The sequence below is a fragment of the Streptomyces sp. NPDC057616 genome (assembly GCF_042800575.1).
GTDB lineage: Bacteria > Actinomycetota > Actinomycetes > Streptomycetales > Streptomycetaceae > Streptomyces.
Genome location: NZ_JBHVGU010000008.1, coordinates 102,160 through 125,026, shown reverse-complemented (window position 1 = coordinate 125,026; position 22,867 = coordinate 102,160). Strand labels below are relative to the sequence as shown.

Sequence of the window (22,867 nt, the reverse complement as noted above, 5' to 3'; positions counted from 1 at the left end):
ATGGACATCCGTCACCATTTCGCCGGTCCCGCGGGCCTGCGAGCCGTCTGGGAGCTCCTGGTGGTCCTCCGCCTCCAGCTCTCGGCCCGGCTGTGGACGCTGCGCAGGGCCCGGGCCCGACGGCGCCTGCGGGCCGCCCTGCCGGGACTGCGCCGGATCAGCATCGGGACGGTACGGCTGTACGGTCCCACGGTCGCCGCGTACACGGCCGCGGACGCCGCGGAGGCCGACCTCGAGCGGGTGTGCACCCTGCTGGAGTCGATCGGGGTGCCCTACTTCCTCGTCCCCTCCGACCGCGAGGGCAGCGCGTCCCGGCCGGTGGTCGGCGTCGAGGAGACGTACCGTGACGCCGTCCTCGCCCGTGCGGCGCAGCGCTTCGCGCACACCGCCGAGTACGTCGGCGCGTGCGGGCGGGACGGCACCGTGACGCGTGCGGTGCTCTGGGCCGACGGCACGTTGCCTCGGGCGCTGAAGCGGGCGGCCGTGCTGCGCACCGGCGTGCTGCGTCTCGGCCCCGAGGGGCAGGTGCTCAGCGGTCTGGAGGCGGGCTGCGACATCGAGTTCTGGCGCCGCGGCCGGGACGTCGGCACGGCTGTGGGCTCCGACCCCTCCTGGCTCACCGTGCCCGGCAGCCAGTTGGGGGACGTCTACGGGCCCGCGCTCGTCGCGCCGCGCCGCAACCCCGTCTCGGAGGTGCTGCCCGCTGCTGCGCAGCAGCCGGCCGCCGTGACGGACCACCGGCGCAGCGTGCCGACGTTCGAGGCCTTCGCCGAGACGGGTATCGACGAGGTGCGCTTCCCCGTGGACGTCGTCTACACCTGGGTGGACGGGGACGACCCCGCGATGGCCGCGAAGCGCCGCGCCTACCAGGAGCTCTCCGGCGGTGTCATCGCGGCGCGCGAGACCGGGGCGTCGCGCTACACCAGTCATGACGAACTCCGGTACGCGCTGCGGTCGTTGGACATGTACGCCGGGTTCGTGCGGCACGTCTACCTGGTGACCGACTCCCAGATCCCGGACTGGCTGGACCCCGACGCGGAGGGACTGACGGTCGTCGACCACCGGGACATCCTCCCGGCCGAGGCGCTGCCCGTCTTCAACTCGCACGCCATCGAGAGCAGGCTGCACCACATACCGGGCCTGTCGGACCACTACCTCTACTTCAACGACGACGTCTTCATCAACCGACCGGTGCGGGCGGAGCACTTCTTCCACGGCAACGGCATCGCCCGGATCCCCCTGTCCCCGCTGAAGCTCGGGCTGGGCTCCCCGCATCCGCTGGAACCGGCGCCCAACTCCGCGGGCAAGAACGCCCGCGAGGTGATCAGGCGCTTCCACGGCCGCTACGTCACCCAGAAGTCGCTGCACACCCCGCACCCCCAACTGCTTTCCGTCATGAGGGAGATGGAGGACATGGGCATCGAGGAGCTCGAGCACACCGCGTTCTCGCGCTTCCGCTCGACCTCCGACGTGGCGCCGGCGTCCACACTGCACCACCACTGGGCAATCGCGACGGGACGGGCCGTCCCGGCCCACTACCGCTTCCGCTACGTCCAGTTGGGCACCCCGGACATGCAGCGGCGGCTGGCCCGCCTCGCCGCCGGCGAGGACATCGACTTCTTCTGCCTCAACGACGTGGACACGCCCCCGGCCGCCCGGGCGGCGGCCCGATCCGCCATCCACACCTTCCTGCAGCGCAAGTACCCCTTCCCGAGCCGCTTCGAGGGCTCCGGCCGCCCCCTCTCCCACACCGCCGCACCGCGCATCACGAAGCTCCCACGCCAGGTGACGTTCGAGGAGGCAAGGCGCCATGACGGAGGCTTTCAGCGCGAGGGCCAGAGCCAATAACGTGGCGGCAACCGACACCTCGCATCGGCCGTAGACGGCCTTGCCCCGTGGGGTTCGGCGTAAAAACACAGTTCCCGGCCGGAACCGGCTGGGTCAGGGGTCCGTAAAATTCCTGTGCCGCACTTGTTCGGCGTGAGGGGTGCGGTCCACGGCGTTCGCCGTGTCGAGAAAGGTCGACTCCATGACTCAGCCCCCCGCCTCCAGCGAACTGACCTCGCAGTATGCCGCCCAGGTGACCGGCGACCTCGAGCGCAACGTCAAGGAGCAAGATCGCGTCGGTGCGGAAATCGCCGATCTGCAAGGGCAGTTGGCCGCGCTGCAGCACGACCACACCATCCTCCTGAACATGCAGCAGGCCCTCGGTGTCACTCCCGCACCGGTCGAGCCGTCCGCCACGTCCGCCTCCCCGCGCAGCAAGGCCCGGGCCAAGAAGGCCGGCGGCTCGCCACGTCGCGCCGCGACCACCCGGCGCACCTCGACCCGTAAGTCGGCCGGGAAGAAGACCCGTCCCGCGGTCGGGACGGGCACTCGGCCCACCCTGGTCGAACTGGTCCGGGACCATCTCGCCGAGGTGCGCGAGCCCCGTTCCACCGCGGAGATCGCCGCCGCCCTCTCCGAGGCCCATCCCGACCGTACGTTCAAGAACACCGTCGTGCGCACCACGGTCGAAGCTCTCGTGGGCAAGGGCCTCGCGCAGCGGACCAAGCAGGGCAGTTCCGTCTACTACACCGCGTCAGAGGCGGAACCGTCCGGCGACGACCGGCCTCGGTCCGACGCCGAGTAGGGGTCGGACGGCACCCTGCTCCGCTCCGCCTGGTGCCGTCAGCCCGACATCCCCGCCCTCATCGCATGCGCGGTCGCCGCCGCGTCGTAGTCCTCCCGCACGCCCGGCACCATGATGATGTCCCCGGCGATGTGCTGCGAACGCAGCGGCGCGATCTCCTGGTACGCGGGCGAGTCCCACCAGGCCCGGGCCTGGTCCATCGACGGGAAGCCGATCACCACCACGTGCCCGGGCCACGAGCCCTCCTTCACCTCGTGCTGCGCCGCATGTACGAGGAAGCGTCCGCCGTACGGGGCGAAGGTCGCCGTGATGCGCTCGATGTAGTCGGCGATCTCCGGGTGCGGAGCGGCTTCCTGCAGGTGACCGATGACGTAGGCAGACATGTCGTTCCTTCCGGCGGTTCCGACTCCTTGTGCCGACGATCGTCACACGGCCGCAGGGCACGGTCGATGACCTCGGGGGTAATGAACCCGGACCCGAGTCGGTCATAGATGTTCTCAACCGACATGCCCACCCGGGAGGATCGGGCAGAGACAGCACCGGAGTTTCCCCCTGGGTAGGAGGAGTCCATCCATGCCCGCTCTCCCGCACGGCCCACGCATCGCCATCGTCGGGGGCGGCATCGGTGGTCTGGCCGCCGCCGCCTTTCTGCGCCGCGCGGGGCTGACGGCCACCGTCCACGAGCAGGCGGCCGAGCTCACCGAGGTCGGCGCCGGGATCATCATGGCCCCCAACGCCGTACGCCTGCTGCGGCGCCTGGACGTCATGCGGACGTTCCTGCGCAGGGCCGTGGAACTGGAGTGGGGCTGGGAGTTCCGCCGCTGGGCGGACGGCAGCGTGCTGTCGGTGGAGAACCTGACCGACGCGTGCGAGGAGCTCTACGGCGAACGCACCTACGTCACCCGCCGGTCGGATCTCCTGGACACGATCAGGTCGGCGGTGCCCAGCACATGGCTCCGGCTGGGCGAGCGGTGCGTGTCGGTCGAGGCGTCCCCGGACGACGTGCTGCTGCGCTTCGCGGACGGCAGCCGGGCCGAAGCCGACGTCGTCATCGGCGCCGACGGCGTGCACTCCGTCGTCCGCGGCGTCCTGGCGGGCCGTACGCCGCCCGAGTACTCCGGCGTCTGCGCCTTCCGCACCGTCGTGCCCGCCCACGCCGCACCGGCCTTCGCCCTGCGGCCCGCGCAGACGATATGGCTCGGGCCCGGCCGGCACCTCGTCCACTACCCGATCGCCGGCGGCAGCGCCGTCAACGTCGCCGCCTTCGCGCCCGCCGGGGACCACGTCGAGGAGTCCTGGAGCGCCACGGCCACGACCGAGGAGTTCCACGCCGAGTTCGCCGACTGGGACCCAAGGGTGACCGACCTGGTCCTGGCGGGCGGCAGGCCGGGCCGGTGGGCACTGCTGGACCGCGCCCCCCTACGGCAGTGGAGCCGGGGCAGGGTCACGCTGCTCGGTGACGCCGCGCACCCCATGTACCCCTTCTTCGCACAGGGCGCGGCCCAGTCCATCGAGGACGCCGCCGTACTGGCAATCTGTCTCGCCACCTCTCCCGACGACCCCGAACAGGCCCTCAAACGCTACGAGTCGGCGCGCATTCCGCGCACCACGCGTCTGCAGGAGTTCAGTCACGCCCGCCGGGACACCAACCACCTGCCGGACGGGCCCGAGCAGGAGACGCGTGACACGTCGCTCGCCGCGTCCGACCCGCTCGTCACGGCCGGCTGGATCTACGGCCACGACGCCGAGGCCGCGCTCACCACGTGACCGGCGGTCAGGCCGCCGGCCGGACGCGCAGCGGCAGTGAGGTCCACGACCGCAGGGTGTTGTTGGGGTGGCGGCGCGGGGTGCCGGTGAGTTCGAATCGATCGACGCGCCTGACCAGCGCGGTCAGCAGCGCCTCCGCCTCCAGGCGGGCCACATGCTGGCCCACGCACTGGTGGATGCCCATGCCGAAACCGACATGCCCGGACGGGTCACGCCTGAGGTCGAAGCGGTCCGGCTCGGTCCAGCGGTCCGGATCGCGGTTGGCCGCGCCCAGGAACATGAGGATCTTCGTGCCCTCGGGAACGACCGTCCCGGCGATGGCGACATCGGTGGTGGCGGTACGGAAGAAGGTCTGCACCGGCGACTGCCAGCGCACCGACTCGTCGAACGCGACGCGCACCAACTCCGGCCGCTCACGCAGCCGTTGCCACTCGCCGGGGTGCGTGGCAAAGGCGTACAGACACGCCGCCAGGCCGTGCACCGTCGTGTCGACGCCGGCGGTGAGCAGCGAGCGCACCACCAACGGCGCCTGCTCGTACGTGAGATCGCCCCGGTCGGCGGCCGCCCAGATCCGTGCGCCGAAGCCGTCCTCGCTCAAGGCATCGCGAGCGCAATGAGCGTTCACCCAGTCCGACAGCGCGGCCACCCGGTGGGCGTCGGCGGCGACGAGCCCGTTGCGCGGACCGAACGCGTTGAAGGCCATGGTGCCATAGGGCAGGAGGTTCTCCCGGCCGTCCGGGCCCAGGCCCACCGCGTCCGGGAAGGCCCGTAGCGGAAATGCCTCGGCGAGCGCGGTGAGTCCGTCGAACTCCGTGCTCTCGGCGAGGACTTGGCCGACGAGTTCCCCCGCCAGGCTGTGCCAGCTCTCGCGCAGACGCCGCAGCGCGGGCGGGGCGAGGATCTCGCGCAGCACGCGGCGGGGCGCGTCGTGCCGGGGCGGGTCCGCCTCCAGGAGCAGGCTCGGCGGCCGCCAGGGCTTCTCGTGACGGAAGTTGGCCAGGCCCACGCCCGCACCCGACTCGAAGCGCTGCCAGTCCACCAGCGCCGCGTGCACCTGCTCGTGGCGGGCCAGGGCGTGCACGTCGTAGCGCGAGAGGTACACCACGGGGCCGGCCTCGCGAAGGGCGCGGTGCAGCGGTTCGGGATCCAGCAGGACCTCGGGGGCGAACGGGTCGGCGTCGCTGACGGGCGGTACGACCGCACGCTCCGGTGCCTCGGTCATCGCGGCTCCTTGAAGGGCGTGAAGGATGGGAGGTGGACTCAGAGGTCGAGGACGAGGCGGTCGCCGCGGGAGCGCGAGACGCACAGGAACATGCAGTCGCCGGCGGCGCGTTCGTGGTCGGCGAGCACCGAGTCCCGGTGCTCGGGCCGCCCTTCCAGTACGGGCGTGAGGCATGTCCCGCAGGTGCCCTGTTCGCAGGAGGACAGCACGTCCGCTCCGGCGCGGCGCACCGCCTCCAGCACCGACACCTCCGGGGTGACGGTCACCGTGCGTCCGGTGCGGCGCAGTTCGACCTCGAAAGGAGTGCTGCGTACCGGAGCGCCCTGGGTGGCGGCGGTGAAGCGCTCGACCCGCAGGGAGTGCGGCTCCCAGGCGGCGCAGGCCGTTTCGACGGCGGCGAGCAGCGGCGCGGGACCGCAGCAGTACACCTTCGTCCCGGGGCGCGGCGTGCCCAGCCAGGCCGCCAGGTCCAGGAGTCCGGACTCGTCCTGCGGGACGAGGTGCACCCGGTCGCCGTAGGCGGCGGTCAGTCGGTCGCGGAAGGCCATCGACGACCGCGTACGGCCGCCGTACAGCAACTGCCATTCGGCGCCGAGGAGTTCGGCCTGGTGCAGCATGGGCAGCAGCGGGGTGATGCCGATGCCGCCCGCGACGAAGAGGTACCGCCGCGAGGGCACGAGGGGGAAGTGGTTGCGCGGCCCGCCTACACCGACGCGGTCGCCAGGCCTCAACCGGTCGTGCACGTAGGCGGATCCGCCGCGGCCCGCGGGCTCTCTGAGGACGGCGATCCGGTAGGTGTGGGCCTCCCACCGGTCGCCGCACAGGGAGTACTGCCGGGTCGTCCCGTCCGGCAGGACCAGGTCGATGTGGGAGCCGGGCGTCCAGTCCGGCAGCCTGGCGCCGTCCGGGTGCGTGAGCGTGAGGGACACGACGCCGTCGGCCACCGGTTCCTTGCCGGCGACGGTCAGGGTGGCCGCGTGCGCGACGTGCCCCGGCACCGGCAGTTCGACACTGTTCGCGACCACGTCGTCGCCTCCCGTCTCTGGCTTGCCAGGCAGGATGCGCGCCGGGGACACGCGTTCGCGACGGCCTTCTCATTCAGTGAGAGACGAATCATTGCGCTGGCGGTGACGTGCCGCCAGCGCCCAGCGCGCGGGAGACGCCGCGGGCCGCGGTGCGCACCACCGGTACGACGGAGGCGGCGCCGGCCTCGTTCGGGACGATCACGGCCAGCGCGGCCACCACCTCACCGCGTGCGTCGCGCACCGGCGCCGCGATGCCGAGGGCGTCCTCATGGACGTAGCCCGGGCAGAAGGCGTAGCCCTGGCGCCGGACCTCCGCGAGCACGGCGCGCAGGTGCGCGGCGGTGGCGGGGGTGTTCGGGGTGTAGCGCCGCAAGGCCCCGTCGAGCACCCGTTCCCGCAGGTCGACGGGGCCGTGGGCGAGCAGGACCAGGCCGCTGGAGGAGGCGTGGAGCGGCAGCCGGCCGGCGATGCGGGTGTAGTTGATGACGGCGCCCGGTGCCGACAGCCGCTCCAGGAACAGCACCTCGTCGCCGTCGAGCACACCGAGTTGGACGTGGTGGCCCACGACGTCGTGCACGCCCTCCATGAACGGCATGGCCGCGTCGCGTAGCGACAGCGTGGGCGAGGCCCGGGTGGCCAGCTCCCACATGCGCACGCCGATCCGGACCCGGCGGTCGGCGTCGCGGGCCAGGAAGCCGTACGAGACCAGCTCGGCGACGAGGCGTGAGGCGGTGGCCACGTGCAGCCCCGTGCGCCGGGCGATCTCCGAGACGGTCAGGGCGGAGTCCTCCGCCGTGAACGCCTCGAAGATCCGTACGACTCTCGCCAGTACCGACTCGCCGTTCCGTGTTCTCACCCGCCCATCATCGGACGCCTTCGTGGCCGTCAGCCACCGCCGGCCCGCCCGCCGGAGCTCCGGTAGGTGCGCAGGTAGTCGAAGTGTGCCGTCGCCCCCGCGCTGTTCATCGAGACCAGGCCGATCCTGAGCGCCTGTTCGGCGGGCAGGGTCCATACCCCGGTCCGGGTCCAGTGCACGCCGTCGGTGCTCGTGGCAGCGCGCACCTCGTGTTCACCGGCGGCCGTGTCGGCGTGGTAGGCCATCCGCATCCACAGCGTGCCGGCTGCCGGTCCGCCGAACATCGGCCCGTAGGCCACCGCTGTCGGTGGAGTCGTCGTCGGCCGTGCGCCCTCCTTGGCGAACTCGGTGACGTGCGTGACCTTGCCGGCGGTGTGGCTGAGCGGCAGGACGGCGTGGACCAGCTTGAAGTAGCGGTCGTCGTTGCCGTAGAGGACGAGACCTGCCTGCTGGTTGGCGGGGCCGGAGGTCAGCCGGAGTCTGGTCTCGACGATGAAGTCGCCCGGTGGCGCGGGCCGGGTGAGCACGGACGCGGTGTTGGTGGCGAGGTTGAGCTCGGCGTTCTGGGTGGGCCAGGACAGTGCGCCGTCGCCGACGGCGGCTCCGGCGGCCGGACCCCGGACCCAGGTCCACTTCGGCGACAGGCCGACGCCGTCGAACTCGTCGCTGTAGGACGCGAGTTGGCTGACCGGAGTCGGTTGTGGGACCCGCTTGGTGACCGGTGTCCAGAGGCGGGCGGCGCCGACGTTGTCCGCGGCCACGCCCGTTCCCCGGGCTGCGACTCCGGTGCGTCCCGCGCGGGCCGCGGCAGCCGGTACGGTGCGCTGCTGCACGGCCACCGGGTCGCGCAGCCGGTCCGCGCCGACCTCCACCGTCAGGTGGGTGCCGCGCAGTTCGGCGGCGACGTTGCGCCAGGAGGTCCACCGGAATCCGGAGGGCAGCGGCGTCGACCGCTCCCCCGCGCTGACGCCGTCGACCCGGGCGTCGGTGACCAGGGACTGCCGGTTGCGGTCGAGCCAGGCGACGACGTAGTTGCGCGGATCGGTGTAGCCGATCAGCAGTCCGGCCGCCGATCCGGCCGAGGTGACGCGCAGGTCCGCCTCGGCGCGCACCTGGGCGGGGGCGGCGGACGCCGTGACCAGGTAGGACGGGTCGCTCGCCGTTCCGCCGTGCGTGACGTAGCCGCCGGAGTCCTGGTCGGTCGCGGTCGTCCAGGCGCCGGAGCCCTCGGACCGCCAGCCGGAGGTGGAGCCGTCGTTGAAGGTGCTGCCGGCGTCCCACCTGGTCACGGGGGCACGTCCGGTGCCGTCGGAGGGGCCGGCTCCGGCACGGACCACGGGCCAGCCGTCGATCCAGTCGAGCCGGTCGATGAGCATCGGGCGTCTGCTGAGGGTGCGGTCGAGGCCGGGGACGGGGTCGAGGTCCGGGTCGTCGGCGGGGATCGCGTGGTAGACGAGCCAGTCCTGGCCGGAGAGGTCGGTCTGCAGGGCGTTGTGGCCGGGACCGATCCACCGCCCGCCGTTCGCCGCGACGACCACGCCGCCCTTGCTGGTCGGCGCCATGAGGCCGACGCCCCGGTCGTCGGTGAACGGGCCGGTCGGGCTGGTGGCGCGGCCGACCTTGACCTGGTAGCCGCTGAACGCGCCGTCGCAGCAGCCCGCGTCCGAGTAGAAGAGGTAGTAGTGGCCGCCGCGGTGGACGACGAAGCCGCCCTCCATACGGCGGCCCTGGGCGACCTCGGTGACCGGGCCCTCGACGCGGGTGCGGTCGCCGTCGAGCTTCGCCACGCAGATGGTGTCGTAGCTGCCCCAGTACAGGTAGGGCTGCCCACCCACGTCCGTGAACTGGGCCTCGTCGATGTCGCCGGTGGCGCAGCCGCTGTCCGCGGGCAGCACGGCGCCCTCGTCGGTCCAGGGCCCGGTGGGCGTCGGGGCGGTGGCCACGCCGACCGTGTCCCTGCCCGGAACGGAGTAGTAGAGGTCGTAACGGCCGTCGCCGTAGCGGATGTCGGGGGCCCAGAGCCGTGAACCGCCGTGCCAGGCGGGCTGGTCGCCGGGGGTGAAGACCTGGCCCGCGTACTCCCAGTGCGTCATGTCCGACGAGCGCAGGATGGGCAGCGTGCGTTCGCCGGTCTCGCCCTTGGTCTGGAAGACGGGGTTCTGGGTGCCGTAGGCGTACCAGTAGCCGTCCTTCCCGCGGATCATCGTGGGATCGGGGAAGGTGTCGACCGTGCCGGCGGTCACGGGATTGGTGTACGTCGCCGCCGGCGGCGCCGCCACCGCGGCCCGGGCGGGGGGAAGCGACCCGGCGAGGAGCAGGCCGGTCAGCGCGGCGAGGGTGCGGCGGATGCGTCTGCGGCTCATGACTCTGCGGCTCATGACGGCGACGGGCCTCCTTGTTCGAAGGAGCTGAGCGTGGGGTCGTAGTCGGAGGTGCCGATGTCGTACATCGGGGTCATCCAGTGGTAGAAGTTGTCGCCCCGGTCCCTGAGGAGTTCGTAGAGGCGGCGCATCAAGCGGCGGCGTACCGGCGCGAGTTCCGGGTGGTCGTAGCGGTTGGACAGCTCGTGCGGGTCGGCGGTGAGGTCGTAGAGCTCGTTCACGGACTCGGGGTTGACGACGAGCTTGTAGCGGTCGTCGCGCAGCATGCGCTGCGGGTAGGGGAAGTGGTGGCCGTGGAACTCGGCGAGCAACTCCCCCGGCCACTCGGGGTGCTCGCCACGCAGGAGCGGGAGCAGGCTGCGGCTGTCGGTGGCGGGCCCCGTGTCGCAGCCGGCGAGGTCGAGGAGCGTGGCGGTGCAGTCGGTAAGGGTGGCGAACTCCCGCCGCACCTGCGGGGGTTGGCCCGGTACGCGGATGATCCCCGGGATGCGGTAGATGTCCTCGTACATGGCCGGGCCCTTGTCGTGCAGGCGGTGGGCGCCGGTGAACTCGCCGTGGTCGGCGGTGAAGAAGACGGACGTGTCGCCGGTGAGGCCGAGTTCGTCGAGCCGGCCGAGGATGCGGCCGACCTGTTCGTCGACGAGCGTGACGTAGCCCCAGTAGACCGCGATGAGCTTGCGGGTCACGTCGAGCGGCATGGTGTCGAAGGCCCAGTGCGCGCTGTAGTTGCGCTGCACCGGGGGTTTGCCCTCGAAGGTCTCGGCGATCGACGGGGGCAGCGCGACGAGTTCGGGGTCGTAGCGGTCGTAGTAGGCGTCGGGCAGCAGGTAGGGCAGGTGCGGGCCGAAGAAGTGGGTGGCGAGGAAGAAGGGGCGCCCGTCGGCCGCGTACTTCTCGAGTTGCTCGATGGCGCGGGTGGCCAGGTAGTACTCGAAGGTGGCTTCCACGGGCTGGTGGAGGCGGGCGGCGAGAAGGTTGCCGGGGTTGCCGTTGGGGGTGGTGCCGCGGACCAGGTCGGTGATGCGGTACGGCGGCAGTCCGCGTTCCTCCAGGTAGGCGAGGTAGTCGGGGTGGTCGACGGGGTTGTGCCAGCCGGGCAGGTCGGGGCCTTCGAAGCCGTAGGAGGCGGCGTTGCGGTGCGTGCCGACGTGCCACTTGCCGATCAGGCCGAGCTGGTAGTTCTGCTCGGCGAGGGCGGCCGGGAAGGTGAAGGCGTCCTCGCGCAGGTCCTCCAAGTACCCCACGTTGCGTTCGTGGTTGGCGAGCAGGCGGTGGCGGAAGGGGGCCTGGCCGGTGAGCAGGCTGGCGCGGGCCGGGGTGCAGATGGCGGTCGGCGTGTAGAAGCGGTCGAAGCGGGTGCCGGTGGCCGCGAGCCGGTCCAGGTTCGGGGTGGCCACGTGCGGGTTGCCGTAACAGCCCAGGGTGTCGACCCGGTGCTGGTCGGTCATCAGGAAGAGGAGGTTCACTCGGCCGCCTTGGCGTAGACGTCGGCCGCGTAGAAGGAGTTCGCGGCGGGGGCCTTCTTGAGCTGGCCGGTGCCGACGAAGAAGTCGCTCATGCCGTCGAGCCACTTGGCGACGGTGCCGTCCTTGGTCTTGGCGACGAGGTCGGCGGTCGTCATCTGCTTCACATGGCCGGCGTCGGACGCGACCTTGTCCTGGGGGACCTTGAGGAGCTTGGCGGCGAGCGCGATCGACTCCTTGGGGTGCGCGGCGCGCCAGTCGTTGGCCTCCTGGAGGACCTTGACGACCTTCTCGTTGGTGGCGGGCGCGACCTTGGCCCCGGCGACGAACGCGGTCGGGAAGTCGCCGCCGATCTCCTGGGTGCCGGCCACCTCGACCAGGCCGGGCACCTTCTGCTTGATCGTGTCGATCAGCGGGTACCAGATGCCGGCGCCGTCGATCTGCCCGGACGAGAACGCGGAGACGACGGTCGCCGGCTCCATCGCGACCTTCTTGATGTCGCTCATGCTCATTCCGGCCTTCTGCAGGGCGAGGTGCAGCACCATCTCGCCGGAGGTCCCCTCGGGCACGCCGACCTTCTTGCCCTTCAGGCCGGTGATCGAGGTGATGCCGGGCTTGGCGATGACCCGGTCCGCGTAGGTGAGCGTGTCGATCGCGACGATCTTCGAGCGGCCCGAGGCGGGCAGCCACATGGCGCCGGGGCCGATGTAGCCGTAGTCGAGGTTGTCGGTGCCGAGTGCCTGGATCTGGATGGGGCCGTTGACGAAGACCTTGTACGAGGCGGAGACGCCGTGCTTCTTCCACAGCCCCCGCTCGTCGGCGATCGCCAGCAGGCTGGCGCCGTTGTAGTCGGCGATGTATCCGAACCGGACCTTGTTGCCGCCGCCTCCTCCGCTGGAGCCGCAGCCGGCGGCGGAGAGCGAGAGCGAGGATGCGGAGAGTGCCGCGATGAAGCCACGTCGGGACATGCTCATGACATACGTTCCTTCGAGGTGCTGGGCCGGTCAGGGGTGAAGTGGTGGGCCGGTACCGGGAGTTCGGGTCAGGCGGGCGAACCGGCCGGTGTCTGGTGGTAGACGGAGTGCCAGACCTCGTTGCGGATCCGGGCGAACTCCGTTGACAGCCGCAGCTGTTCGGTCCGGGGGTAGGGCAGGTCCACCTCGACGACACGGTGGATCCGGCCCGGCCGGGCCGCCATGACGACGACGCGCCGTGCCAGGTAGACGGCCTCGTCGACGTCGTGCGTGATGAACACGACCGTGCGCCTGCGGCGGCTCCAGGTCTCCAGGAGCTGGTCCTGGAGCTGCACCCTGGTGAGCGCGTCGAGAGCGCCGAACGGCTCGTCCATCAGGAGGACTTCGGGGTCCACGGCGTACGCGCGGGCGATCGCGCAGCGCTGCTTCATGCCGCCCGAGAGCGTCTTGGGCAGGGCGTCGGCGAAGTCGGTGAGCCCGACGAGGTCGATGGCCTGCTCGGCCCGCCGCCTGCGCTCGCCGGCCGGAAGGGAGGTCAGCTTCAGCCCGAACTCGACGTTGCCGCGCACGGTCAGCCAGGGGAAGAGGGCGTACTGCTGGAAGATCACGCCGCGTTCGGGGCCGGGCCCCGTGACCCTCCTGCCGTCCACCAGGACCTCGCCCGAGGTCGGGGCCACCAGGCCCGCGGCCAGGTTGAGCAGGGTCGACTTGCCGCAGCCGGAGGGGCCGACGACGGTGACGAACTCCCGCTCCCCCACGTCCAGCGACACCCGGTCCAGGGCGGTGAACTCGCCCCCGTTCATCGGGAACGTCCGCACCACGTCCCGGAACGAGATCTTCGCGTCGGTCCTGCCGGGTTCCGTGCTCATCGGCGCTCCTGCCATCCGGTCAGCCGCCGTTCGGCGAGCAGCAGCAGTCGGTCCATCACCAGCCCGATCACCCCGATGGTGATGAGGCCGACGAAGATCGTGGGAATGTCGTAGTAGGTCTGGGCGTGTGTCATCTCGTAGCCCAACCCCTTGTCCGCGGCGATGAGTTCGGCCGCCACGACGGTCGCCCAGGCCGAGCCGAGACCGATCCGCATGCCGACGAGCAGGAACGGCGTGGCGGCGGGGATGACCACCTTGAGGAAGATGACGCGGTCGGGGGCGCCGAGCACCCGGGCCGCGTTGATCAGGGTGCTGTCGACGTCGACGACGCCCTGGAAGGCGGCGACCACGCAGGACAGGAACGCGGCCAGGAAGATGACGAACACTTTCGGCGTCTCACCTATGCCCATCAGCACGATCGCCAGCGGGATGATCGCGAGCGGCGGGATGGTGCGGAAGAACTGGACGTACGGTTCGAGCAGTCCGCGGGCGACGGGGTACCAGCCCATGAGGAAGCCGACCGGGACGGCGAGCAGCGTGCCCAGCGCGAAGCCGAGGAGGACGCGGCGCAGACTCGCCAGGGCGTCGTCGACGAGGGTGCCGTCCTTCAGCAGGTCCAGGGCGCGGGAGGCGACGGACAACGGGCCAGGAATGTCGGCGAGTTGGGCCGAGGCGATCAGCGCCCAGACGGCGACGCCGACGACGAGGGCGATCAGATTGAGCAGGAGTGCGGGGAGGGCGCGCCTGCCGCGCCGGGGCGCGGAGGCCGTGGGCGTCTTGTCGGGCGCGGTGATCACTGCCATGGCGGCCTCGCCCGGTGCGCGGGTGTCATGTGTCCTCCAGAGGGGCGGGGGAAGCGGGGTAGCGGGCGAGCAGGGGCGACTCGTGCAGCACCAGGGCGATGGCACCGAGGGCGCCGCCCGCCTCGCCGAGGGTGGCCGGGCGCAGGTCGACGCGATGGCGTGAGAGCGGCATGAGGTCGGCGGCCAGGGCCCGGCCCACGCCCGCGAACAACGCCTCACCGGCCGCGGCGAGTTCGCCGCCGATGACGACGACGCCGGGGCCGATCGCGTTGCACACGGCGGCCAGCACGGTGCCGACCTTGGCTCCGACACGGTCCAGGAGCGGGGTCGCGGCGGGGTCGGCGAGGAGGGTGGACAGGTCGTTCGGCCCGTCGTAGGCGTCGAGGACGGCGCCCACCGAGGCGACCGTCTCCAGGCACCCTCGCCCGCCGCACGAACATCGGCGCCCGTCCAGCTCGACGGTGATGTGCCCGAACTCCCCCGACATGCCGTGCGCGCCGCGGTGCAGCGAGCCGCCGACCACGAGCCCGCCGCCGACGCCGTGCGAGAGCCGCAGGTAGAGCACGTCCTGGTCGCCGGCGGCCGCTCCCCAGGTCGCCTCGGCGAGAGCCGCGAGCCGCGTGTTGTTGTCGACCAGGACGGGCACACCGAACCGCTTGCGCAGCAGCAGGGGAAGGTCACGGCGGGGGTCAGCGCCGTCCTGCTCCCCGGCCGCCGCGTCCTGCACCGGGCCCACGACACCGACGCCGATCGCGCTCAGCGCGCCCAGCCGCAGAGTGCCGCCGGCCAGGGAGCCGACGAGACGTTCGGCGAGGTCCACCCGCTCCTGCCAGGGCAGGTCGGGGGCGTGCGCCTCGCCGGCCGAACCCATCACCTCGTGGGCGACGTTGACCGCCGCCACGTGCACCGCGCGCCGCGCGAAGTCGATGCCGATCGCCTGGCCCGCCTCGGGGTGCAGGGTCAGCGTCTCGACCGGGCGGCCGCGCCGGCGCTCCTCGGGAGCGGGCGCCGAGGCCACGACCGCGCCGTTGTCGACGAGCGCGCCGACGATGTCGTAGAGCGTCGTCCGGGACAGTCCGCTGTGCCGGCCCAACTCGGCCCGGCTGAGCGGGCCGTGCGTGCGCAGCAGTCCGAGGACGAGCTCCTCGTGCCCGCGCCGCAGTCGCGCCAGCGGGCCGTCGTGGTGCAGTGCCATGGGGCACAGCATGCTGACGCCCGTATTTTTTCGTCAACACTCCGGAAAAAAGAAAGTTGTTGGAGCCTCTCCCCCGGTGAGGGAAACGGTGCAGGTCAGCGCCGTGTCCGCGGACGCTTCGCCGGACGGGGATTTTCATACGCGCGCAACAGTCGCGGCGCGGGCGCGGTCCGGATCAGGCGTCCCGGACCGTCCGGAACCCCAGGTTTCCCGTGCTGCTGTCCGGGGTGTTCGAGGTGCGGGCCGCGACGCGGTAGCGGTTGCAGTAGGAGCGGTGGCAGAGGTACGAACCGCCGCGCATCACCCGTGCCGTGCCGCGGCCGGGACCCTTCGGGTCCGTGCGGGGGCGGGCGCCGTGGTCGGTGCCCCACCAGTCGGCGCACCACTCCCAGACGTTGCCCGCCATGTTGTGCAGACCGAAGCCGTTGGGCTTGTACGTGTCGACCGGCGCCGTGCCGCGATGGCCGTCCTCCGCGGTGTTCTTGGTGGGGAAGTGCCCCTGCCAGATGTTGCAGCGGTGCTCACCGCCGGGCGTCAGCTCGTCCCCCCACGGATAGCGCCGCTGGTCGAGCCCGCCCCGCGCGGCGTACTCCCACTCGGCCTCCGTGGGCAGCCGGGTGCCGGCCCAACGGCAGTACTCCAGCGCGTCGTTCCACGACACATGGACCACGGGGTGGTCACTGCGCTCGTCCAGCGCGCTGCCCGGCCCCTCGGGTGCCTTCCAGTACGCGCCCTCGACCCCGCACCACCACGGTGTCCGCTCGGGCCGGGCGGCGCCGCGCCGCAGCGCGGCCGGCAGGAACCCCGCGAACACGAAGGACCAGCCGAACCGTTCGGCCTCGGTGACGTACCCGGTCCGCCCGACGAAGCGGGCGAACGCCTCGTTGGTCACGGCGTGCGGGTCGATCCAGAAGGGCGACAGGGTGACCTCGCGGATCGGTCCCTCGCCGTCGTCGCGGAAGCCCTCCGGGTCGTCGGTGCCCATGCGGAACGTGCCGCCCGTCAGCAGCACCATCGCGTCCGTGGCGCCCGTACGCCCGTCGACGCCGGGCACCGGCCCGCCCGCACCGGCCTGCGGTGCCCGTCCCGGCGCACAACAGCCCTTGGGCTCCGCCCCGGATTCCGCCATACGACCTCCCGCCTCGCACCTGACCCTTCGCAGCCGAGGCTACGACACGCCCAGCTCGGCGCCCACGCGCTGGGGCGGGCCGGGCTCGTCCGGGCACTGCGCGGCCGTCGGTCAACGACGGGGCATCCCAGGGCAAAGGCAGCGGCAAAGAACGGTCTCTGATCCCGTCCCTCGGGCCCCAAACGGCAACTGTCAACGCGCAGTTCACCTGCCTGCCGCCGGGCGGCGCCAGGGTGCCGTCGTTCAGAGCTCCACAGCTCCACAGCTCGTCAGGGAGGGCACCATGACCGCACAGTCAGGGACGGCGGACGGGGCGCAGAAGTCGTCCGAGGGGGTCAGCCGTCGTCACGCGCTGGGCCTCTTCGGCACCGCGGGGGCGGGCGCGGCCGTCACCCCGCTGCTGGGAGCCGGCACGGCGCAGGCCGCTCCGGCGGGGGCCCCGGCGTTCCATCTCACGGCGGACTCGACGGGCGCGCCCCCGGTCCAGGGACTGCACCTGACCTTCGGCGCGGACCCCAGCACCCAGATGACGGTGTCGTGGATCACCGATCGGTCGGTGAAGAGACCCGCGGTGCGCTACGGCACGCTGGAGCACGGGTTCGGCTCCCGCGCCGACGCGCGGACCGTCACCTACGTGGACGGCACCTCGGGCCGGACCGTGTACGTCCACCACGCCTCGCTCCACCGGCTGACGCCGGGGACCGACTACCTCTACCTCGCCACGCACGAGGGCACGACGCCCGACAGCGGCACGTTCCGCACGGCCCCGCGCGGGCGCAGGCCGTTCACCTTCACCAGCTTCGGCGACCAGTCCGCGCCGCAGGTCACCTGGGCGGCCAACGGCACGGCGGCGCTGGACGCCAACTCCACGCCCGCGACCAAGGACATCGTCACCGGCATCGAGCAGGTCGCCCCGCTGTTCCACCTGCTCAACGGCGACCTGTGCTACGCCAACCTCGACGTCGACCGGGTGCGCACCTGGAACAACTTCTTCACCAACAACACGCGGTCCGCGCGCTTCCGCCCCTGGATGCCGGCCGCCGGCAACCACGAGATCGAGAAGGCCAACGGCCCCGTCGGACTCGGCGCCTACCAGACCTACTTCGCCCTCCCGTCGACCGAGACCGACGCCGAACTCGCGGGCCTGTGGTACGCCTTCACGGCCGGCTCCGTCCGGGTGATCGTCCTGCAGAACGACGACAACTGCCTCCAGGACGGCGGCGACGTCTACATCAGCGGCTACTCCGGAGGGCGCCAACTGGAGTTTTTGGAGAAGGAGTTGAAGGCGGCGCGGTCCTCCCGCGACATCGACTGGGTGGTCGTCGCCATGCACCAGGTCATGATCAGCTCCTCCGACGCCAACGGCGCGGACCTGGGGCTGCGGCAGAAGTACGGCCCGCTGTTCGACACGTACGGCGTGGACCTGGTGGTGTGCGGGCACGAGCACAACTACGAGCGCTCCCTGGCCGTCCGCGGGATCGTCGGCGGCAGCGCGACGCTGACCCCGCGACCGGTCTCGCAGGGCACCGACGACATCGACACCGGGCTGGGCACCGTCCACATGGTCCTCGGCGGCGGCGGTGTCTCCGGCACCACCAACCAGAGCTTCTTCAAGGACGGCACCGCCAAGGTGATCACCGCCGTGTCGGCGACTCCTGGCTCCAACGGCAAGCGCACCTCCACCTACGCCAAGGAGGAGGCGGTCTGGACGGGTGTCCGCGACACCGAACACCCTTACGGCTTCGCCTCGTTCACCGTCGACCCCGGCCGCCACCCGGGCGACACCACCCGACTGCACGTGACCTACTACAACGTGAACAAGCCGAACGGCGAACTGTCGGTCTTCGAGACGTTCACCCTCCACCGCAGGCGTTCGGACGGCCCCGGCAGGTGACCTGTCACTCCCGGCGTGCGGCGACGTCTCCGTTGACCGTGGTGAGGCTCATCGCGGGGCCGTGGGAGGCGTCCCGCGTGGGCACGGTCACCGTGGTGCGGCCGTTGACGGTCGCCGCGGTGACCGCGTAGGCGGGGACGTCGCCGGCGACGGTGACGTCGACCGAGCCGTTGGTGGTCGTCGCGGTGACGTGCGGCGGAGCGTCGGCACACGCGACGACCACGTCCCCGTTGGTCGTGGTCGCGGCCACGCGGCGGGCCTTGAGGGCCGTGGTGCGCACCGAGCCGTTGCGGGTGGACAGGCGGACCGCTCCGTCGCCGCGACCCGCATCGGTCGCCGCCACATCGCCGTTGACGGTCGTGATGTCCAGCGCCGCCGCGATGCCCGCCACGTCCACGCCCGCGTTACGGGCGCGGGCCGTCACGTCCATGCCGTCCGGCACACCGACGGAGGGCATGCGCGGGCACCCGGCGTCCTTCCCGGACCCGTCGTCGCACGTGATGAGGTCAAGGACCCAGGTCCGGCCGTGGTGGGACCAGTCGGCCTTGACCCCGTCCTGCGTGGTGACGCGGTCACCGTCGGCGGGGCGCAGCCGCAGCCCGTTGTCGGTCGTGACGATCAGGCGGTTTCCCGACGCCGTGACGGCCTGGCCACCGGACGAGGCCGGCGCGCCGGCTCCCTGCGCCTGGTGTTGCGCGCACGCCACTCCTGCGGGGAGCACCGCCAGCACAACGGTCAGTGTGAGCATGTGCCTTGCCGGCATCGCCTTCATGCCCCTACGGGTGCCCGGCCGGGCCGCTGTCATGGCCTGCCCGCGTCACGGTTCCTTCGTCTCGTCCTCCAGCGACGCCCGGGTCGCGGCGCCGTAGACGCCCGACGGGTCCTTCAGGACGACGCGGGTGAGCTGGTAGGTGCGCACAGCGTTCTCCACCTGGCGGTCGAAGTCGCCGTCGGCGTCCCCGTCGTAGAAGCCGATCTGGTGGAGGCGGAGCTGGAGTTCGACGACCTCGGGTCCCTTGTCGCCGTAGCGCAGGACGGGGGCCTCGCCGCCGGGTTCGCTCGGTGCGGGCGCGCCCGTCGCCGTGGTGGTGGTGACGGCCGTGGGCGCGGTCGCGCTCCGGTCGCCGGGGGTGGACGAGGCGCCGTGGCCCGCGGACGAGGTGGCGCCCGGCGCGGAGGCCGTCGAGGACGCGGACGCGGAGACGGAGGGCGCCGTGCTGGACGGGTCCGCCGACGAGGGGGCGTCCCCGGCGGACCGCCGGGCGGGCAGACCCGCCCGGACACCGCTGGAGGCGGAGTCGTCCCGCGCCGGGCTGTCGTACCAGAACACGCCCCCGATGACTCCCCCGGTCACCAGGACGGCGACGGCGGCCCCGCCACCGGCCAGCAGCAGTGATCGCGGGCGCCGTCTGCGTGCCGGGACGCGGTCGGACGGGGACGGCGTGGGGAGTTGGTCGAAGGCGTCGGCAGCGCCGGGCCGGTGCTGCTCGTCCAACAGGTCCGTGGCGCTTGCCTGTTGGGCCTCCTCGGCAGAGGTCTCGCCGGGCGCGTTGCCGTCGTCGAGATCCACGAACGGCCGTATGCGCACCGGGTCGAAGTCCTCCGCAGCCGCCACCTCGGCCGTGCGCGTCTCGCTGCGGGCGTCGGCGGCGCGGCGGGTGCACGAGCAGGTCGGGGTTCCGTCCGCCGCCCGCGGCCGCTCACATTCCGGGCAGCCCGGTCCCGCTAAATCGCTCACACGTTTCCCTTCTCCGTACGAGCTCCAGATCTTAGACAGGTTTCCCGCACGAAACCTTCATGATCTGACGGAGAGCGGAATCTGCCCGTCCTTGCAGCACAGCGGGCCGACGGGCCGTCACGGACAGCGAAGGAGACGTGCCCTCAGCCCGTCGTGTCCGGCGGCGGCGAGCACGGTCGCCGCCGCGCCCGTTCCGAGGACGGCACCGGCGATCACGTCGCCCGGATAGTGCACGCCCGTGTGGATGCGCGAGTAGCCGACGGCGCACGCGAGCAGTCCCAGCGGCACCGTGGCGGCCGGGAAGGCGGGGCCGACGGCCGCGGCGAAGGCGACGGCCGAGGCCGTGTGTCCCGAGGGGAACGAGGCCGAGGCGGGCATGGGCACGTGGCGTCCCGGGAACGGCGAGTCCTCGGCGCGATGCGGCCGGGACCGGCGGACGAGGCGTTTGCCGAGCAGGTTGGCGGTGGCCGAGGCGACGCCGATCGCCGCGACACCGAGGGCGGCGGCGCGGCGTGTCCGTCCGGGGCGCACCGCGAGGGCCCCGGCGATCAGGAAGGAGATCTTGGAGTGGTCGGCCGCGGCGGACAGTCTGCGCAGCGCGGCGTCCAGGGTGGGGGTGCTGGTGACCGTCACGGCCTCGTAGAGCGCCTGGTCGAGGGCGGCGAGGTCACGCATCAGGCCTGTCGGCACCTGTTCTTCCGGCGGGCGGCGGTCAGCCATCGCTCTGCTCCTGGTTCTTCTCGTGCGGACGGGGTGCTCGGCCGACGGCGAGGCGGACGATGCGCCGCCAGTCGACCGACGGTGCGACGTAGGGGGCGCCGGGACGGTGCCTGGGCACCCGGACGCGGAGCGCGCCGGGCCGCACGGTGCACACGACCGGCGTGGGCAGGGTGAGCGCCTCGCCGTCCAGGGCCACCGGGATCACCTCCTCGTCGGCCTCGACGACCACGCGGCGGGACTTCAGGGTCGTGATGCCGCTCGCCCTTTCCCCGAGCAGCGCCAGTTCGGCGGCCTGGGCCGCGCCCCCGACCCGGACCGAGATCACTCCGAGCCTGCCCGTGTCGAGCCTAGGTCTGCGTCCGCCGGTCAGGGGATCGGCGCGCGCGTAGGGGTTGTTGCTGACGAGCACGGCCTGCGGGGAGTCCAGCACCTCGTCGTCGGCGCGGGCCGTCAGGGTGGCGCCGGCCTCGCCGGTCAGCAGGTCGGGCAGCTGGTCGAGGGCCGTGATCGCCTTGGCGTCGCGGTATTCGGGGCTCTGCACGATGTGCGCGTACGTGCCGAACGACGCCGTGTTGACGAAGGGTCTGCCCGCCACGTCTCCGAGGTCGACGCGGAGTTCCACGCCGTCCGAGAGGGCGTCGAGGCTTTTGGACGGGTCGTCCCGGTCCAGGCCGAGGTCCATGGCGAAGTGGTTGCGGGTGCCGGCGGCCACGACCATGAAGGGCAGACGGTGCTCGGCCGCCACGGCCGCCACCAGGGCCTGGGTGCCGTCGCCACCTGCCACGCCGAGCAGGTCGGCGCCCTCTGCGACGGCCTGCCGGGCCAGCGCCACCGGGTCGGGGTTCGTGTCGAGGTCGAGCAGGATCACCCGGGCGCCCAGGGCCTCGGCCCGTTCCACCAGGCCGTGGCGGCCGACCTTTCCGCCGCCCGACTTGGGGTTCATGATCACCACGGGGCGGCGGGGCGCCCGGGCGCTGCGGTGGTGCATGCCGCGCGGCTTGCGCAGATGGCGCAGCGCGCTCCGCGCGCAGGCCAGCGCGACGGCCCAGCACGCGAGCGCCGCTGCCGCCACCACCCACAGGCCCGAGATCGCGTACAGCACCAGGACGGCCACGGGCGCGCCGATCGCCAGCAGCGCGCCGAGGAGACGGGCGACGCCGCGGTGGGCGAGGGCCCACCAGAGTCCGGCGCCGGCCAGGGCGAGTCCGCCGAGGCCGAGCAGCAGGATCAGCCACTGGCCGGCTCCGGCCACCACGGAGGCCACGGCCCCGGCGACGCACAGGAGGGCGAGCCTGGCCAGGGCGCGCGCCGACCGCACGGCCGCGGCGGTGGCGTCGGGCTGGGCCTCACCGGTGGTACGGGTTGCGTTCAATGTCGTGGGTCCCCGGTCGCTGCTGGATCGGACGGCGGTCGCGTGCCCCGTGTGCCCGGAGCGCCGGCCCTGCCGCACGGCGCCAGGGGCAGGATCTCGCAACCGGCGGGAGTCTCACGCCGCGAATCCGATGTTGGTGACGTACTCGTACTCGCCCCACTGACTGCCGAGGTCGACCGTGACGTCGTTGACCCAGGCGTCGTCGAGTGCGGCGTCGTCGCCCTCGGCCCAGGCTCGCACGATGCGGTCCCAGTGGCGGACGTTGAGGGTGCGGTACTCGACCACGCGCTGGCGGGGCCGGGGCACCTGGCTCTGGTTGAGCGGGTGGAACTCGACGCGGGTGCCGCGGCCCTCGCGGTTGAGGCGGGCGAGCAGGTAGCGGGAGACGTTGTGGCGGCGCACGGTGCGGTACGCGGTCTCGACGCTCTCCAGGTTCTTCCGCGACGGCGTGCGGCGGCCGTCCAGCCATGCGCGGATCGTGCGGTCGGTGACGGTGAGGCCCGCCTCCCGGGCCGCCAGGCGCGCGTGGTCGGTCCGGGTGAGGTAGTGCAGCCGGGCCAGAAGCCCCCGCTGCGCCGTGACCGGGGTGGCGACGAATCCGGCGAGCGCGTCGAGCCGCCGCCCCGCGGCCTCGTGCCCCTTGATGCCGCGAGCCCCGTACTGCCCGAACTCGAGATTCCTCTCCGGCACCTTCGTCTCCTCGCCCGGCGGTGATGGACGGACCTGTACAAGTGTCCAGTTCAACGCAGGCAGATGCTACATGTGGCGGGTACGCGGGTCGCGTTGGGCGCCACCGAACGACACGGTCGGAGCTGGGTCGGCCGCCG

Annotated in this window: 20 protein-coding genes; 4 read left to right on the top strand and 16 right to left on the bottom strand. The window is 72.3% G+C overall.

What is annotated here, in order from left to right:
- Together ACFU97_RS12105 and ACFU97_RS12100 are read left to right on the top strand one after the other, a co-directional pair.
- Nucleotides 1-1,848 (top strand): stealth conserved region 3 domain-containing protein, encoded by a 1,848-nt coding sequence (locus tag ACFU97_RS12105; protein ID WP_384254386.1) that lies wholly within the window; start codon nucleotides 1-3, stop codon nucleotides 1,846-1,848.
- A 181-nt stretch (nucleotides 1,849-2,029) separates the two neighbouring features.
- A complete protein-coding gene (locus ACFU97_RS12100; RefSeq protein WP_384254384.1) occupies nucleotides 2,030-2,632 on the top strand; it encodes a hypothetical protein in 603 nt (200 codons plus the stop codon).
- Nucleotides 2,633-2,670: 38 nt separating this feature from the next.
- Here ACFU97_RS12100 and ACFU97_RS12095 read toward each other — a convergent pair whose 3' ends face one another.
- On the bottom strand, nucleotides 2,671-3,015 hold the full coding sequence (locus ACFU97_RS12095; protein ID WP_384254381.1) for a DUF1330 domain-containing protein: 345 nt from the start codon (nucleotides 3,013-3,015) through the stop codon (nucleotides 2,671-2,673).
- Between the two features lie 190 nt (nucleotides 3,016-3,205).
- Here ACFU97_RS12095 and ACFU97_RS12090 point away from each other — a divergent pair, with 190 nt between their 5' ends.
- Nucleotides 3,206-4,399, top strand: coding sequence for an FAD-dependent monooxygenase (locus ACFU97_RS12090; RefSeq protein WP_384254379.1), 1,194 nt, complete (start codon nucleotides 3,206-3,208; stop codon nucleotides 4,397-4,399).
- A 7-nt stretch (nucleotides 4,400-4,406) separates the two neighbouring features.
- Here the strand turns inward: ACFU97_RS12090 and ACFU97_RS12085 are convergent, their stop codons facing one another.
- From ACFU97_RS12085 to ACFU97_RS12040, 10 genes are all read right to left on the bottom strand, one after another.
- Entirely contained in the window at nucleotides 4,407-5,621 is a 1,215-nt protein-coding gene (locus tag ACFU97_RS12085; RefSeq protein WP_384254377.1) for a cytochrome P450, read from the bottom strand.
- Nucleotides 5,622-5,659: 38 nt separating this feature from the next.
- Nucleotides 5,660-6,646: a PDR/VanB family oxidoreductase gene (locus ACFU97_RS12080; protein ID WP_384254374.1), complete on the bottom strand. Its 987-nt coding sequence runs from the start codon at nucleotides 6,644-6,646 to the stop codon at nucleotides 5,660-5,662.
- Between the two features lie 88 nt (nucleotides 6,647-6,734).
- Nucleotides 6,735-7,502 (bottom strand): IclR family transcriptional regulator, encoded by a 768-nt coding sequence (locus ACFU97_RS12075; protein WP_384254372.1) that lies wholly within the window; start codon nucleotides 7,500-7,502, stop codon nucleotides 6,735-6,737.
- 29 nt (nucleotides 7,503-7,531) lie between these two features.
- Entirely contained in the window at nucleotides 7,532-9,880 is a 2,349-nt protein-coding gene (locus ACFU97_RS12070; protein ID WP_384254370.1) for a family 43 glycosylhydrolase, read from the bottom strand.
- Nucleotides 9,877-11,349 (bottom strand): sulfatase-like hydrolase/transferase, encoded by a 1,473-nt coding sequence (locus ACFU97_RS12065; protein ID WP_384254368.1) that lies wholly within the window; start codon nucleotides 11,347-11,349, stop codon nucleotides 9,877-9,879. The genes ACFU97_RS12070 and ACFU97_RS12065 overlap by 4 nt, the downstream gene beginning before the upstream one ends.
- Complete coding sequence (locus ACFU97_RS12060) at nucleotides 11,346-12,320, bottom strand: aliphatic sulfonate ABC transporter substrate-binding protein (protein WP_384254365.1); 975 nt, start codon at nucleotides 12,318-12,320, stop codon at nucleotides 11,346-11,348. The genes ACFU97_RS12065 and ACFU97_RS12060 overlap by 4 nt, the downstream gene beginning before the upstream one ends.
- A 68-nt stretch (nucleotides 12,321-12,388) precedes the next feature.
- Nucleotides 12,389-13,189: an ABC transporter ATP-binding protein gene (locus tag ACFU97_RS12055; RefSeq protein WP_384254363.1), complete on the bottom strand. Its 801-nt coding sequence runs from the start codon at nucleotides 13,187-13,189 to the stop codon at nucleotides 12,389-12,391.
- Entirely contained in the window at nucleotides 13,186-13,992 is an 807-nt protein-coding gene (locus tag ACFU97_RS12050; RefSeq protein ID WP_384254361.1) for an ABC transporter permease, read from the bottom strand. Before ACFU97_RS12050 ends, ACFU97_RS12055 begins: the two co-directional genes overlap by 4 nt.
- Before the next feature lie 25 nt (nucleotides 13,993-14,017).
- Nucleotides 14,018-15,199, bottom strand: coding sequence for an ROK family protein (locus ACFU97_RS12045; RefSeq protein WP_384254358.1), 1,182 nt, complete (start codon nucleotides 15,197-15,199; stop codon nucleotides 14,018-14,020).
- 163 nt (nucleotides 15,200-15,362) lie between these two features.
- Entirely contained in the window at nucleotides 15,363-16,316 is a 954-nt protein-coding gene (locus ACFU97_RS12040) for a formylglycine-generating enzyme family protein (RefSeq protein WP_384254356.1), read from the bottom strand.
- A gap of 283 nt (nucleotides 16,317-16,599) precedes the next feature.
- Between ACFU97_RS12040 and ACFU97_RS12035 the strand changes: the two genes are divergently transcribed.
- The gene (locus ACFU97_RS12035; protein ID WP_384254354.1) at nucleotides 16,600-18,210 is read left to right on the top strand and encodes a purple acid phosphatase family protein; all 1,611 of its coding nucleotides are present in this window, start codon (nucleotides 16,600-16,602) and stop codon (nucleotides 18,208-18,210) included.
- Nucleotides 18,211-18,214: 4 nt separating this feature from the next.
- Here ACFU97_RS12035 and ACFU97_RS12030 read toward each other — a convergent pair whose 3' ends face one another.
- From ACFU97_RS12030 to ACFU97_RS12010, 5 genes are all read right to left on the bottom strand, one after another.
- A complete protein-coding gene (locus ACFU97_RS12030) occupies nucleotides 18,215-18,940 on the bottom strand; it encodes a DUF4097 family beta strand repeat-containing protein (protein WP_384254351.1) in 726 nt (241 codons plus the stop codon).
- A gap of 87 nt (nucleotides 18,941-19,027) precedes the next feature.
- Nucleotides 19,028-19,948: a peptidoglycan-binding protein gene (locus tag ACFU97_RS12025; protein ID WP_384254349.1), complete on the bottom strand. Its 921-nt coding sequence runs from the start codon at nucleotides 19,946-19,948 to the stop codon at nucleotides 19,028-19,030.
- Nucleotides 19,949-20,065: 117 nt separating this feature from the next.
- Nucleotides 20,066-20,668, bottom strand: a complete 603-nt coding sequence (locus ACFU97_RS12020; RefSeq protein ID WP_384254347.1) for a phosphatase PAP2 family protein — start codon at nucleotides 20,666-20,668, stop codon at nucleotides 20,066-20,068.
- Nucleotides 20,661-22,040 (bottom strand): diacylglycerol/lipid kinase family protein, encoded by a 1,380-nt coding sequence (locus ACFU97_RS12015; protein ID WP_384254345.1) that lies wholly within the window; start codon nucleotides 22,038-22,040, stop codon nucleotides 20,661-20,663. The genes ACFU97_RS12020 and ACFU97_RS12015 overlap by 8 nt, the downstream gene beginning before the upstream one ends.
- 114 nt (nucleotides 22,041-22,154) lie before the next feature.
- The gene (locus ACFU97_RS12010; RefSeq protein ID WP_384254343.1) at nucleotides 22,155-22,730 is read right to left on the bottom strand and encodes a transcriptional regulator; all 576 of its coding nucleotides are present in this window, start codon (nucleotides 22,728-22,730) and stop codon (nucleotides 22,155-22,157) included.
- Between the last annotated feature and the right edge of the window lie 137 nt (nucleotides 22,731-22,867).